The organism is Veillonella sp. (assembly GCF_018364065.1).
Classification (GTDB): Bacteria; Bacillota; Negativicutes; order Veillonellales; family Veillonellaceae; genus Veillonella_A.
Genome location: NZ_JAGZMO010000003.1, coordinates 139,627 through 152,780, shown reverse-complemented (window position 1 = coordinate 152,780; position 13,154 = coordinate 139,627). Strand labels below are relative to the sequence as shown.

The following is a 13,154-nucleotide window of genomic DNA, read 5'->3' as shown; positions in this document are numbered from 1 at the left end:
AACATCCCCTTTCATTTTGAAGCCTATTCAAAACTTTTACTCCTTTTACTCCTTTTCTAACATGACACTAAATACACTGTTCAAAATACTCACACTAACTAATGGCTCTTACATATTTCTTTAATCATTTAATAAGTATAAAATTAACTTAACAATAGATTACTTGACACTTGATAAGGCAAGGGCCTTTTTAATTACACCAATGATACGCCTTAAATCAAATTAAATCAAATATCTATAATACATTTTATTTTTCAAACTATACATTCTTATTCGTCTATTTTCATCTTACTTATTTTATCTTTCTTTTATTTTCATTTATATTTCATGTTTCGTGTAATTTTTTAATGAGTAAGCTCAGATTAGTTAAGCGAATTTATTAATAATTATTTCTTATCCAACAATGGTTAACGATATATTTTTATATTTATAGAAAAATCTTCATTTATCTCAAACAAAAACTCCAATTAATCTATAAATGTAAAAATTCTATAGACTAATTGGAGTTAGTTTAATATTCAACTATGTTTATTCACTATATTCGATATTTATCGTCATTTTTCAGTATGCATAAAATTCACAGTTAGCAAAAGAAATTTTTTATGACACTGATTTGGTGACATATTTTTTATTGACAAACCAATTTTATAAATCAGAGTTATATAACCTGTATTAATTATATTCGCTACACTTATTAGATTAAATGTACCGTTTAATCCTTATTTTTTCGAATTATTTCTCTGTAAATTTACCCAATAAACCACCTGGTCCTCCGCCCTTAAATCCCTTCAGAGTTAAAAGCCGAAGCTCTCTATGCACAGTTATAATAATTAGGCACTAATTTTCACCTTAACAGTTACCATAATAGCGAATAAATCCACTCCATCGGTGAGTCCGGTACAATGACAAGCCATTCACTATTTACCGCCCCCGCTTCAACAACCTCACCGGATACATCATACTTAATCCGCGAAATAACCTTTACCGTGCGCGACTCACGATCCATACCCATCAAGTAATAAATCGTTGAACCGTCAGGACTCCCTTTTCTGACCCATAACTTTGCTTGCAAACTCGTCTTTTCAAGACTTTCATTATCAATGAAAAAAGTATCTCCATTCGCACTCTGACCCACATAATACCAATCAGCAGCCTGCGAAACACCATTTATTCCCAATACACAAAAAAATAATAGCCCCACCAAAAGCACACGCAAAAACCGCAAAAACCTCATCATAATCTCCCCTTATCTCAACAACTCCCAACTTTACTCCTAATTATTTAATTATACTATGAACCCCTACCTCAAATATACATTTCCTTCTCCCACCCCAATAATCTCTGAGCAAAAGCTAAGAATACTCAAACAAAAAAAGAACACATCTTCCGCAGCGACTTTTCCTATCAGCAAAGCTGTAGGTGTGAGCAAGGAAGATGTGTTCTTTTTTGCTACCCGAGCAATTAAATTTTACTCAGAGATTATTTACTTAATACGTCCACACAACGATGGCACAATGTCGGATGTTCTTTATCGGCACCTACTGTTTCACGATGGATCCAGCAGCGTTCGCATTTTTCGTATTGGCTTGGTTTTACTACAACGCTCAAGTGGCCTTCTTCAGTGGCTACTGCTTCAGCCGGTGCGTTGTTGCGGCCTTCTACGAGGTATGCTTCACTCACGATGAGCAATGCGGCCAAGTCTTTTACATTGGCCAATGTCTGGTATGCGTCACCATCAGCATATACGGTGATGCTTGCATCCAAGGAATGTCCGATTACTTTGTCCTGACGAGCAGTTTCCAAAGCTTTCGTCAATTCACTACGGAAGTTCAATAAGTGGCTCCATTTTTGAGCTAATGCTTCGTCATAGTGGCTTTCAACGCCTGTTGGCCAGTCTTCAAGCATAACGCTTTCGCCCATGCCGTCTTCTTTTGGCATGTACTGCCATACTTCTTCAGCGGTGAAGGACAATACCGGCGCTACCATGCGTACCAATGTGGTAACGATCTGGTACATAGCGGTCTGTGCACTGCGACGTGCCAAGGAAGTAGTTTCTTCCGCATACATTGTGTCTTTCAACACATCGAGGTAGAAGGAGCTCAAGTCAACGGTACAGAAGTTGTGAATTGTATGATATAAAATGTGGAATTCATAGTTTTCATACGCTTCAGTTACTTTACGACGAACTTCTTCTAAACGAAGGAGCGCCCATTTATCGATTTCAGATAATTGTTCGTAAGCAACTTTATCTGTATTTGGATTGAAGTCATCCAAGTTACCTAACAAGAAGCGGAAGGTATTACGGATTTTACGATATACTTCGGACAACTGTTTTACGATGTCTTTGGAAAGACGTACGTCGCCCTGGTAGTCCGCGGAGGATACCCAAAGACGCATTACGTCAGCACCGTACACGTCGATGATGTCGGAAGGTGCTACCGTATTACCTACGGATTTAGACATTTTACGACCTTCGCCGTCCACTACGAAACCGTGAGTTAATACGGAGTTGTATGGAGCTTGGCCTTTAGTTGCTACGCAAGTCAACAAGGAAGAGTTGAACCAGCCGCGATGTTGGTCGGAACCTTCCAAGTACATAGCACATGGAACGTCAAGACCTTCGTTTTCGAGAACGCCGGCCCAAGAAGAACCGCTGTCGAACCAAACGTCCATGATATCTGTTTCCTTGTGGAATTCGCCATGGCCGCAATGAGGGCAAGTAAATCCTTCAGGCAATAATTCTTTAGCAGTGTGATTCCACCAAGCGTCGGAGCCTTCTTTGGCAACCCAGCTCTGAACGGATTTGATAGTTTCATCATTGATTACATATTCGCCGCAGGAATCGCAGTAGAATACAGGGATTGGCACACCCCAAACACGTTGACGGGATACGCACCAGTCTCCGCGGTCTGCGATCATGTTGTAAATGCGGTCATGCCCCCATTTAGGGATCCATTGAACCTGATTATCGATAACGTCGAGGGCTTCTTTACGATAGCCGTCAACAGAGGAGAACCACTGTTCCGTTGCACGGTAGATAACAGGGTTCTTACAGCGCCAGCAGTGTGCGTATTGGTGGCGAAGGGTACCTTTTGCCAACAATGCACCGTTATGAGCAAGGATTTTCAAAACAGGCACTTCTGCATCATGGATTTCCTTACCTGCCAAGGCTTCTTCTGTATCGCCGTAGCGGTCGTTATCTACAGCTGCCACATAGTTACCGGTTGCATTTACGAAGGACAAGATATCCTCATTGATTTTGCCGGCTTTATTATAATCTTGGAAAATGTAGAAGTCCTCTTCGCCGTGTGCAGGTGCGGTATGAACGCAGCCGGTACCGGCTTCCAAGGTTACATGAGAGCCTAATAATACAGGCACTGTGCGATTTACGAATGGATGTTTAAAGGTAGCCAATTCTAAATCAGCACCGGAGAATGTGTTAAGAACTTTGTATTCTTCCACTTTTGCATCTTTCAATGCACTTTCCACCAAATCGGTCGCCATGAGGTAGTATTCATCGCCAACCTGTACCCAGGAGTAGTTAAGCTCAGGGTTTACGGAGATTGCCTGGGATGCAGGTAATGTCCAAGGTGTAGTTGTCCAGATAACAGCATAGGCTTTGGCAGGATCTACGCCTTCAGGAAGGGTGCGTTTCAACTCATTTACGTACGCATATTTTACGTAGATGGAGAAGGATTTCTTTTCATGGTATTCGATTTCAGCTTCTGCCAAGGCAGTTTCACAGTGTGTACACCAGTAAACTGTTTTCAAACCTTTGTAGATATGACCGCGTTTTGCCATTTCACCGAAGATGCCGATTTGTTTTACTTCAAAGGCCGGTTTCAATGTCAAATATGGGTCTTCCCAACGGCCAAGTACGCCGAAACGAACAAAGTCTTTCTTCTGTTCTTCTACGCAGTCCAATGCGTATTGTTTACATTTGGCACGAAGATCAAGCGGGCTCATTTCATGGCGATTAAGGCCGGTGTTCTTGATTACCGCATGTTCGATTGGTAAACCATGCGTATCCCAACCAGGGATGTATGGAGTGTAGTACCCCTGCATAGTTTTATATTTCATGATGATGTCTTTTAATGTTTTGTTAAGGGCATGGCCGATATGAAGCTTGCCGTTAGCATATGGAGGGCCGTCATGAAGAACAAACGGCTTCTGACCTTCTCGTTTTGCTAGGCGTTTTTCATAAATTTTATGGTCCTGCCAAAATTTGATAAATTCCGGTTCCCGCTTTGGCAAGTTGCCGCGCATAGGAAATTCTGTTTCCGGTAAATGAAGTGTTTTCCCGTAATCCATTACAAACTCTCCTCTCAATAAAAAAAGCGCTCATCCCCGAAGGGACGAACGCAAATATCCGTGGTACCACCCTACTGACTTAAGAAACTTAAGCCACTCACACATATAACGGTGTTCACCGACGAATTTGCTTGTGAAATATTCTAACAATTAACTCGTATGCTCCTAAGTGATTCGCTATCTCTTCATTCGCTGAACTCGCACCGTACATCAGCTCGCTGAGAACTACCCGAAATAGCCGTCTTAGTCATCGCATGTTTTTATGACTCTGTACAATTTGCTTTCACACCTGAAATCAAGGCGTTACGCTCGTACATTATGGTCATTTTATTTAGTTATAGATAGAGTATAGTTAAGGTATTGCGTTTTGTCAAGGGGGCTTATGCAAGATGTTATATTTGTAAAATCCCTTCAAAGCCCCTTACGAGGTCGCCATGAAACGACTTATATTCCCACCTAATAGGTTTGTAAAAAATATGTTACAATAAAGTAAATATCACGTGTTTGTTTTACCGTCTGCGGAGGAGGATGTTTATGCCCGCCTGGCAACGCACAGTCTATGTATGTTTATTCGGTGCTTTTCTATCAGCAACCGGTCTCAGCCAAATCGCCCCGATTCTACCCTTGTATCTTCATGACCTGGGTGTGACCGATACGGCAGAAGTGGCGTACTGGTCCGGTTTGGCCATGGGGATTACCTATATCGTCGTCGCCTTAGTGTCGCCGTTTTGGGGCCGTTTGGCCGACAAACGGGGCCGCAAACTGATTCTATTGCGCGCCAGTTTCGGCATGATGCTCTGTAACCTGCTCATCGGCTTTGTTCATACGCCGCTGCAGCTCGTTTTAGTCCGCACTGCACAAGGTCTTGTATCCGGTTTCTTCTCCGGTTCCATCACCTTAGTTGCCACGGAAACGCCGGAAAATCGGACCGGTTGGGCCTTGGGGCTCCTCGCTTCCGCCAACTTGGCCGGCTCCCTCCTGGGGCCGCTCATCGGCGGTTATTTAGCCGGTATCTTCGGTATCCGCATCACCTTCTTCATTACAGCCACCTGCTTAGGCTTAGCCTTCCTGTTGGTCCTTTTCTTCGTTCACGAAAATTTCAAACCACAGCCAAAAGCACTGCCGAAGGGTTTCAACGCCTTGCGCAAAGAGCTCCCTTATTTCAGAGAGCTCACCATTATTGCTGTATCTACTTTTATTTACGCCATGTCCATGATGTCTTTGCAGCCGATCATCACTGTGTATCTGCATGAAATCATGCCGGCCAACACGCCGCACTTAGCACTTATTGCCGGTTTCGTGTTCTCCTCTACCGGGATTGCCCAAATGCTGAGCAGTTCCTTCTTTGGAAAACAAATCGACCGCATCGGCCCACGGAAAATATTAATCGGTTCCTTATTATTTACCGCCTTAATTACGATTCCGCAAGCCTATGTTACTACCGCTTGGCAGCTGGCGGTGTTGCGCTTCCTCATGGGCTTCGGCCTGGCAGGACTGTTACCGGCGCTGAACACCTACATCTCCACCCATACGCCGAAAACATTATCCGGACAGGTATTTTCATATAACCAATCCACACAGTTCCTGGGATACTTCCTCGGATCCGTAGGCGGCGCCACCTTCATGGGCCTCTTCGGATTTACCGCCCTCTTCTGGGCCACCGCCGGATTATTCTTCCTGAACTCGCTTTGGGTCTATGCGAAACTAAAATAAAATATATACGCCCTGCACTTAGAACTCTTATATTAACCTTACAAGGCCCATATCTAGAGCTCTCACGATAATCCTCTTGCACGGCCCATACTGGGCGCTCTCATAAGAGCCTGAACTATATATTAAACCGTACGCATCATGCTGCGGCGCATACGCATGCCCCGTTCATAATCTTCATTGTAGTTACCGATAAACTTATTCAGCTCTTGGATAAGTTTTTTTTTTTCTTGCGGCAAGGTGGCACGGAATGTTACGCCATTGGTAGACGTATTCGCATCTACAGTAATTTCATTGTTCAAGTTCACAATAAACTCGCGGAATTCCTGTACACGCTCCAGCTCTGTCACTTCTTCAAATTCGCCCCGTTTCATTTCTTCGAAGAGTTCTGTATCAGGTAATAACGACACGGTAGTCAAATACATGTAATGCGGTTTAATCTGATTCCACACGGCCGCACTGCGCTTAGCACTTTCTACTGCCTTATCGTGACCGGCCAAACCGCCCAAGTAAATTACACGATACTGCATGCCGGACGCTTCAATTTTCTGACATTCACGCACAATATCTGCCGCCGTATACCCTTTGTTTACCGCCTTAAGAACCTCATCATCGCCGCTTTCAATGCCGATAACAATATCGTTAAAGCCCAATTCTTTTAACTGTTTCAAGTCATCTACCGATTTATTATAAAAGTCGTTAATACGGCCATAGGTTGCAATGTTAGCTTCCGGTAAGTATTTGCGGAACAATTTACCGATAGGGATCAGGCGATCCATGGACAAGGCTAGCGGATTCCCGCCGGACGCCCAAGCCCGTTTTGCATGAGGATATAATTCCACCGCTTCCTGTAAATCTCTCTCTATCTTCTCAATGTCTATAACGCGGAACGGAAATCCTTTATAAAAATTACAGAATGTGCACGCATCATGAGTACAGCCTACAGTAACTTCGATAAACACACTGTTTGCATCCGTTGCAGGTCGTACAATAGGTCCACTAAATTGCATATATAATTCCTCCAAATTCTATCAGCCTTACTGACATATATTTACTAAATCGGCTGTAAAAGCCTTCCATCAGAAAATCTTCCAATCATTTACGAAGAATACTTCGCCTGACAATCAGTTGTTTCTCACATCATCGCTCGTCAAACTATCATATCTCAAATTATCATATCTCGAATTATCATATCTCGAATTATAGATATGCAGTTTTAAAACAAAGGACAGCTTTCGCTGTCTCTTTATATCTGTCATTTTATAATGCGTCGCCAATATACTTCGCCAATGCTTGAATGGTTGCTTCATTGCGGCGATAGTAGGTCCACTTTCCGAAACGCGCCGATTCTAAGAGACCTGCGCGCTGCATCAAGTCTAAATAATGGGACACTGCCGATTGTGAAATGCCCAATTTATCTTGAATACTTCCTACACAAACGCCTCCTTCAAACGCATCTTCCTCAGGAATATGAATACCCTGGGGTGGAAAGTATGTTTTTGGCTCCTTAAGCCACTGCAAGATTTTTAAACGGCTTTCATTCGACAAGGCTTTAAATATTTCCAATAATTGTTGATTTTCCATAATTTAATTATATCTCATTTTCTAGATATGTCAATATAGTTATTAATGTTTTATTTTTTCTGACTCACTATCTAATCTATCTAATCTTTATCCCCGCGGCTCTATTCCAACTGCCTTATTGCAACTGCTCTATTTGGTCGTCTCTATTCCGACTTCTCTTTTTCGCGGGCCAGGATAAAGATGGTTACCAGAATCATCGTAAATCCGATGTAATCGGATGGAAGGAAATGATTGCCCAACAAAGCCCAACCAAGGATGGCTGCTGAAATTGGTTCAATGGATGAAAGGATCGTGCCCTGCACGGCCCCGATGCGGCGTACGCCTTCCAGGTACGCATTGAAAGAAACGACTGTACCCAGTATTACGATAACGAAGTAGGCCCCATAGGTATACACATCCCAGTAGCCCGGTACTTCTGTAGGCCACCATAAAAGACCGCCTACAACACCGCCGATTAACATGCCCCAGCCCAAGATGGACAGAGTGCCGTATGTGCGCAACAACTCAACCGGTTGCACACTGTAAATGGCTACCGCAATAGCGGATAAAATGCCCCAGAAGAGCACCACTTCGTCGAGCCCGGAGACGTCCCACGACCCTTGAAGGGCAATGATAAATGTACCGGCTGTAGCCAATACGACACTGATCATTTCGCCCTTGGTCGGCAACTTCTGATACCTCAACAGCATGTAGATAACAATCAACGCCGGTGCCAAATACTGAAGCACCGTAGCAATGCCGGCGCCTGCATAATAAATGGAACGGAAGTAAGCATATTGACAGAGTGCAACACCGAACACGCCGAATATAGACATTTTGACTACATCTTTCGGCACGGAGAATACGCGAAATACGTCTTTGCCGTCCTTCAGAGCAGCCCATATGATATTAATAGCGCCCGCAATGAACAGCCGCGATACCAACAACCACTCCGGCGTAATGAACCGGTCCTGTTGAATAAACTGCGAACTTGTACCGGATAAGCCCCACAGCGCGCCCCCTAATAAAGTTAATCCTATACCAACCAATTTATAGGAGTCCATCAATATGTCATCCTTTCCTACGATGCGGCAACAAAATGCCACGTGTTAAATCTTATCTTTTATATAACGAGTCTTTCAAGCCTGCAAAAAAACGACCGGCAGAACACCGGTCGTTCTTTTTTATATATTCTATTTTAGCAAATCCACGCTCACCTTTACAACTACTTTGCGAATAGGCTGCGGTGTATCGTCTATAGCGATTAGAGGTCGATGTAAATCATCGGGGAAAAATATGGAATAATTACCTTCACGTGCTGTAACTATGCCCACATCAGCTGATGATGGATCATAAAAGTATAAATCTTTGTCTTCATATACTTCGGTAGGTGGCATCTTGGCTACATTAGGTATAAATCCAATTTTTTCAGCGCCTCGCACCATAAACTGTATATCAATATACCGTTTATGAGACTCAGGCTTAGTGTCAGCAAACCGGCGCGTCTTAACATCATCTACGTTGGCGTATATTGCGTCGCCCTCTATCTCATGGCGCCCGGCCGCCAGTGATAACAAATCTGTATGCTTCAACCAGTCCAAGGCTTTTACAAGTACCGGCGCATACGCGAGAGTATCATACGGCACATTAATATGTCCAAATATCATGTTGTATAACTCCTAAAATAACTTTTATCGGGAACATTATTTAACATGTTCCGTCTAATAGGTTTTAATCTAAGAAATATCTGTCTTTCTACTTATAGTATACATCTATTCTTCGGAGTCGTCCACATAAGCGGCAATGATGGCTTCCGCTTTCTTATGCGGTACTTCTTCGTAGGAGCTGAATTCCATATTGAATACGCCCTGACCTTGTGTCATGGAACGCAATACAGTTACATAATCGAGCATTTCTTCAAATGGCACCTGTGCCTTAATAACGGTAATACCGGCACGTTCGCCCTGTTCCATACCCAATACGCGGCCGCGGCGGCTGTTCAAGTCGCCCATAATATCGCCGGTAAATGCATCAGGCACGAAAATGTTTACATCGTAAATTGGTTCCAATAAGACAGGTTTTGCTTCAGGTACGCCTTTTTTAAGCGCCTGTGCCGCTGCCACTTTAAAAGCCAATTCCGAGGAGTCTACGGAGTGGTAAGAGCCGTCCAATAAGGTTACTTTCACACCAATCATCGGATAGCCTGCAATGAGACCATGTTCCAATGTTTCGCGAACACCTTTTTCAACAGCCGGAATGTACTGTCTTGGTACGGCGCCGCCGAAAATTTTATCAACGAATTCAAAGTCGCCGTCATATAACGGTTCAATCTTAATTTTTACATGACCGTATTGACCATGACCGCCACTTTGTTTCTTATGTTTGCCTTCCACTTCGAACGTACCGCGAACGGTTTCACGATATGGAATGTATGGTTTTTCCAACTTAGCTTTCGCGCCATACTTGCGTTCCATCTTAGTCAAAATATGTTCCAAGTGAACTTCGCCCATACAACGAACTTGCATTTGACGACCTTCCACATCTTTCGTTACAACGCAAGTCGGATCTTCTTCAGAAATACGCTGCAATGCGGCGGAAAGTTTTTCTTCTTCCCCTTTCTTTTCCGCAACCATGGCTACCGTGTGGAGTGGTTGTGGGAAACGAACAGGCGGATATACTACCTTGAATGCCGGTGTACCGAAAGTATCGCCGGTCTTTGCATTCGGTAATTTAGGAATAACAACGATATCGCCGGCACCGGCTTCTGTAACAGGCACCTGCTGTTTACCGATTAAGGTATACATTTTGCCCCATTTTTCTTCCACACCTTGCGATATGTTGTATAACTTGTCGCCTTCTTTTAATTCTCCGGAGAAAATACGTACGAAGGTCTGCTTACCTGCAAATGGATCAAGTACAGTTTTAAATACGAAGCCTGTAAACGGCTTATCTACGTGAACGATTTTCTGTTCGCCCGTATCCGCATCTGTTGCGGTCATTACTCGTTTAGCCGCATCAGGCATGTAGCGAATCATACGGTCCAATACCTGGTCCATACCGATGTGGTTTGTTGCGCTGCCGCACATAACGGCGCACACGCGACCGGTCAACATACCTTCACGAAGGCCTTGGCGAATTTCTTCCAATGTGAGCTCGTTGCCGTCCAAATATTTTTCCAGCAATTCATCATTACCTTCAGCTGCCGATTCTACAGTGAGCTCGCGGATTTCTTCTACCTTATCAGCCAATTCAGGCGGTACAGGCACTTCCGTCATTTTACCATTTTCATATACGTAAGCCGTCCGTTTAGCTACGTCTACGACGCCTTTAAAATCAGGGCCTTCACCGATTGGAATCTGGAGAGGCATGATTGTTTTACCGAAGTATTCGCGCATTTTTTCCAAGGTACCGAAGAAATCGGCCCCTTCCACGTCCATTTTGTTAATAAATGCCATGCGCGGCATCTGTAATTCTACGCCGTAATCCCACGCGCGCACTGTGTCAATTTCAACCCCGGTTGTAGCAGCTAATACCATTAGCATGCCGTCGGAGGCTCTAAGGGCTGAACGCACTTCGCCATGAAATTCCGAATAACCCGGCGTATCTATAAAATTAACTTTGTGACCCTTCCATTCACAAGGCGCAATGCCCAGCTGAATTGTTACATTACGTTTAATTTCTTCAGGCTCAAAGTCCATAATATGTTTATTGTCTTGACCTTTACCGACTGCATCAACAGCACCACATGCGAGTAGTAGTGCTTCCACAAGCGCTGTTTTCCCCGCACCGTCATGGGATACAATAGCCACATTACGAATCAAATCACTTGCATATTCTTTCATTATGAACCGCCTCCTTTAATGCGTAAACGCAATTTATAACTAATGTATTCTCCAGAGGCGTACAAAAATCCTTTAACTTTTTTCATAGTTTTTATGCAATTCTTGCAATACGTGTAAAAATCAAATAAAATATAGGAGATTTTGTAAAAATGTTTCAAATTTATCAAAAAATGGCAATAAAGTGATTGCCAAAAAGATATATATACTCTATCATTAGACATTATATATATTATTTATTATTTTATACTTTGTAATTATGGAGAAATGCACAAGGGGAGAGAAAGCTTATGAGTGAACAAAAACATGGTTCCGGCCAGGCGCCTCAAGAAATGAAGCGCGGCCTCAAGAACCGCCATATGCAAATGATTGCCCTCGGCGCCTCCGTAGGGACGGGCCTGTTCTATGGCTCCGCTCCAACAATTAAACTGGTAGGCCCGGGCATAATCGCATCGTATTTGCTGGCAGGACTTTTTATATTTTTCGTGATGCGCATGCTCGGTGAAATGGCCGTTCGTGAACCGGTATCCGGTTCTTTCAGTCACTTCGCGAACAAGTACTGGAACGGGTTTATGGGCTATTTGGCCGGTTGGAACTATTGGACCTTATTTATGTTGGCCGGCATGGCCGAACTGGCCGCCATTGCCGTATATCTAGCGTACTGGTTCCCGGATATTCCGCATTGGTTGACCACCTTAATATGTCTGGTCATTATTACCGCCATCAACCTGATTAACGTTAAAGCGTACGGCGAAGTGGAATTCTGGGCGTCTTTCATTAAAATCGGCGCCATCGTGAGTATGATCCTCTTCGGTTTCTACTTGCTCTTTACCACTATGGGACCTTTCCCGCAAAACTTCCACAACTTATGGGATAACGGTGGCTTCTTCCCGAACGGTACGTGGGGCTTCCTTTGCTCCTTGGCCGTAGTTATGTTCTCCTTCGGGGGCGTTGACCTCATCGGTATTACCGCCGGTGAAGCGGAAGATCCTGAAAAGAGCTTACCTACCGCAATCAACGAATTGTTATTGCGTATCCTTATTTTCTACATCGGCACCATGGTCGTTCTTATGTCCTTGGCTCCATGGGATAAAGTAGGTTTGAATGCGAGTCCGTTCGTGCAGATTTTCGAAGAAATCGGTATTCCCGCTGCATCCAACATCTTGAACTTAGTCGTTCTCGTTGCAGCTTTATCTGTATTCAACAGTATTCTGTACAGTAACTCCCGCATGCTTTACGGCTTGGCCCAAGCTGGCAATGCACCTAAGATTTTCAAAAATCTGTCCGTGCACGGCGTGCCCCTAATCAGTACCTTATTCTCCGCCGGATTGGCGCTAATCATCGTATTGACCACCTACCTATATCCACAGGCCGGTGAAGTCTTCATGCACCTGTTGGCCCTCGTAGTAGCCGGTCTCGTAATCAGCTGGTTCATCATCATCGTAACCCATCTGAAATTCCGTTCCCTCTTCACACGAGAAAATCGTTTGGATGAATTGAAATTCAAATCTCCATTCTATCCAATCATCAACTACCTCTGCATCCTATTCCTTGCCGTTGTAGTTGCCGTAATGTGGGAAATGGACAGCTTCCGACCATCCGTAATCGCCATTCCATTGTGGGTAGTGTTCTTGTATATTACCTATAAAATGAAGGGTAAATCGGGAGATAAATAGTAAACGACCAAATAAATAGCGTATAAATGTAAAACCAGAGGTTTAAATTAAACCT

The 13,154-nt window shown here is 43.7% G+C and carries 9 protein-coding genes and 1 other annotated feature; of the genes, 2 read left to right on the top strand and 7 right to left on the bottom strand.

Annotated features, from left to right (window positions below):
• Window positions 1-856 precede the first annotated feature (856 nt).
• Together KHZ77_RS04170 and ileS are read right to left on the bottom strand one after the other, a co-directional pair.
• On the bottom strand, window positions 857-1,237 hold the full coding sequence (locus tag KHZ77_RS04170; RefSeq protein WP_295196020.1) for a hypothetical protein: 381 nt from the start codon (window positions 1,235-1,237) through the stop codon (window positions 857-859).
• Window positions 1,238-1,479: 242 nt separating this feature from the next.
• Complete coding sequence (gene ileS / locus KHZ77_RS04165) at window positions 1,480-4,311, bottom strand: isoleucine--tRNA ligase (RefSeq protein ID WP_295196018.1); 2,832 nt, start codon at window positions 4,309-4,311, stop codon at window positions 1,480-1,482.
• Window positions 4,312-4,348: 37 nt separating this feature from the next.
• Window positions 4,349-4,571, bottom strand: a binding site (T-box leader).
• 274 nt (window positions 4,572-4,845) lie between these two features.
• Between ileS and KHZ77_RS04160 the strand changes: the two genes are divergently transcribed.
• The gene (locus KHZ77_RS04160) at window positions 4,846-6,024 is read left to right on the top strand and encodes an MFS transporter (RefSeq protein ID WP_295196014.1); all 1,179 of its coding nucleotides are present in this window, start codon (window positions 4,846-4,848) and stop codon (window positions 6,022-6,024) included.
• 122 nt (window positions 6,025-6,146) lie between these two features.
• Here the strand turns inward: KHZ77_RS04160 and KHZ77_RS04155 are convergent, their stop codons facing one another.
• The 5 genes from KHZ77_RS04155 to fusA all read right to left on the bottom strand — a co-directional run bounded on the left by KHZ77_RS04155 (window position 6,147) and on the right by fusA (window position 11,426).
• Window positions 6,147-7,031 (bottom strand): radical SAM protein, encoded by an 885-nt coding sequence (locus tag KHZ77_RS04155; protein ID WP_295196012.1) that lies wholly within the window; start codon window positions 7,029-7,031, stop codon window positions 6,147-6,149.
• Between the two features lie 250 nt (window positions 7,032-7,281).
• Window positions 7,282-7,605, bottom strand: coding sequence for a metalloregulator ArsR/SmtB family transcription factor (locus KHZ77_RS04150; protein WP_295196011.1), 324 nt, complete (start codon window positions 7,603-7,605; stop codon window positions 7,282-7,284).
• Window positions 7,606-7,748: 143 nt separating this feature from the next.
• Window positions 7,749-8,648 carry an EamA family transporter gene (locus tag KHZ77_RS04145; RefSeq protein ID WP_295196009.1) on the bottom strand — a complete coding sequence of 300 codons (900 nt, stop codon included), beginning with the start codon at window positions 8,646-8,648 and terminating at the stop codon, window positions 7,749-7,751.
• Between the two features lie 129 nt (window positions 8,649-8,777).
• Window positions 8,778-9,251 (bottom strand): YhcH/YjgK/YiaL family protein, encoded by a 474-nt coding sequence (locus KHZ77_RS04140; protein ID WP_295196007.1) that lies wholly within the window; start codon window positions 9,249-9,251, stop codon window positions 8,778-8,780.
• A gap of 105 nt (window positions 9,252-9,356) precedes the next feature.
• Complete coding sequence (fusA, locus tag KHZ77_RS04135; RefSeq protein WP_295196006.1) at window positions 9,357-11,426, bottom strand: elongation factor G; 2,070 nt, start codon at window positions 11,424-11,426, stop codon at window positions 9,357-9,359.
• 287 nt (window positions 11,427-11,713) lie between these two features.
• Between fusA and KHZ77_RS04130 the strand changes: the two genes are divergently transcribed.
• Entirely contained in the window at window positions 11,714-13,099 is a 1,386-nt protein-coding gene (locus KHZ77_RS04130; protein ID WP_295196004.1) for an amino acid permease, read from the top strand.
• Window positions 13,100-13,154 lie beyond the last annotated feature (55 nt).

Coding starts and splice junctions, on each gene's coding strand:
- KHZ77_RS04170 (WP_295196020.1), bottom strand. CDS start 1,237: ATGATGAGGTTTTTGCGGTTTTTGCGTGTGCTTTTGGTGGGGCTATTA.
- ileS (WP_295196018.1), bottom strand. CDS start 4,311: ATGGATTACGGGAAAACACTTCATTTACCGGAAACAGAATTTCCTATG.
- KHZ77_RS04160 (WP_295196014.1), top strand. CDS start 4,846: ATGCCCGCCTGGCAACGCACAGTCTATGTATGTTTATTCGGTGCTTTT.
- KHZ77_RS04155 (WP_295196012.1), bottom strand. CDS start 7,031: ATGCAATTTAGTGGACCTATTGTACGACCTGCAACGGATGCAAACAGT.
- KHZ77_RS04150 (WP_295196011.1), bottom strand. CDS start 7,605: ATGGAAAATCAACAATTATTGGAAATATTTAAAGCCTTGTCGAATGAA.
- KHZ77_RS04145 (WP_295196009.1), bottom strand. CDS start 8,648: ATGGACTCCTATAAATTGGTTGGTATAGGATTAACTTTATTAGGGGGC.
- KHZ77_RS04140 (WP_295196007.1), bottom strand. CDS start 9,251: ATGATATTTGGACATATTAATGTGCCGTATGATACTCTCGCGTATGCG.
- fusA (WP_295196006.1), bottom strand. CDS start 11,426: ATGAAAGAATATGCAAGTGATTTGATTCGTAATGTGGCTATTGTATCC.
- KHZ77_RS04130 (WP_295196004.1), top strand. CDS start 11,714: ATGAGTGAACAAAAACATGGTTCCGGCCAGGCGCCTCAAGAAATGAAG.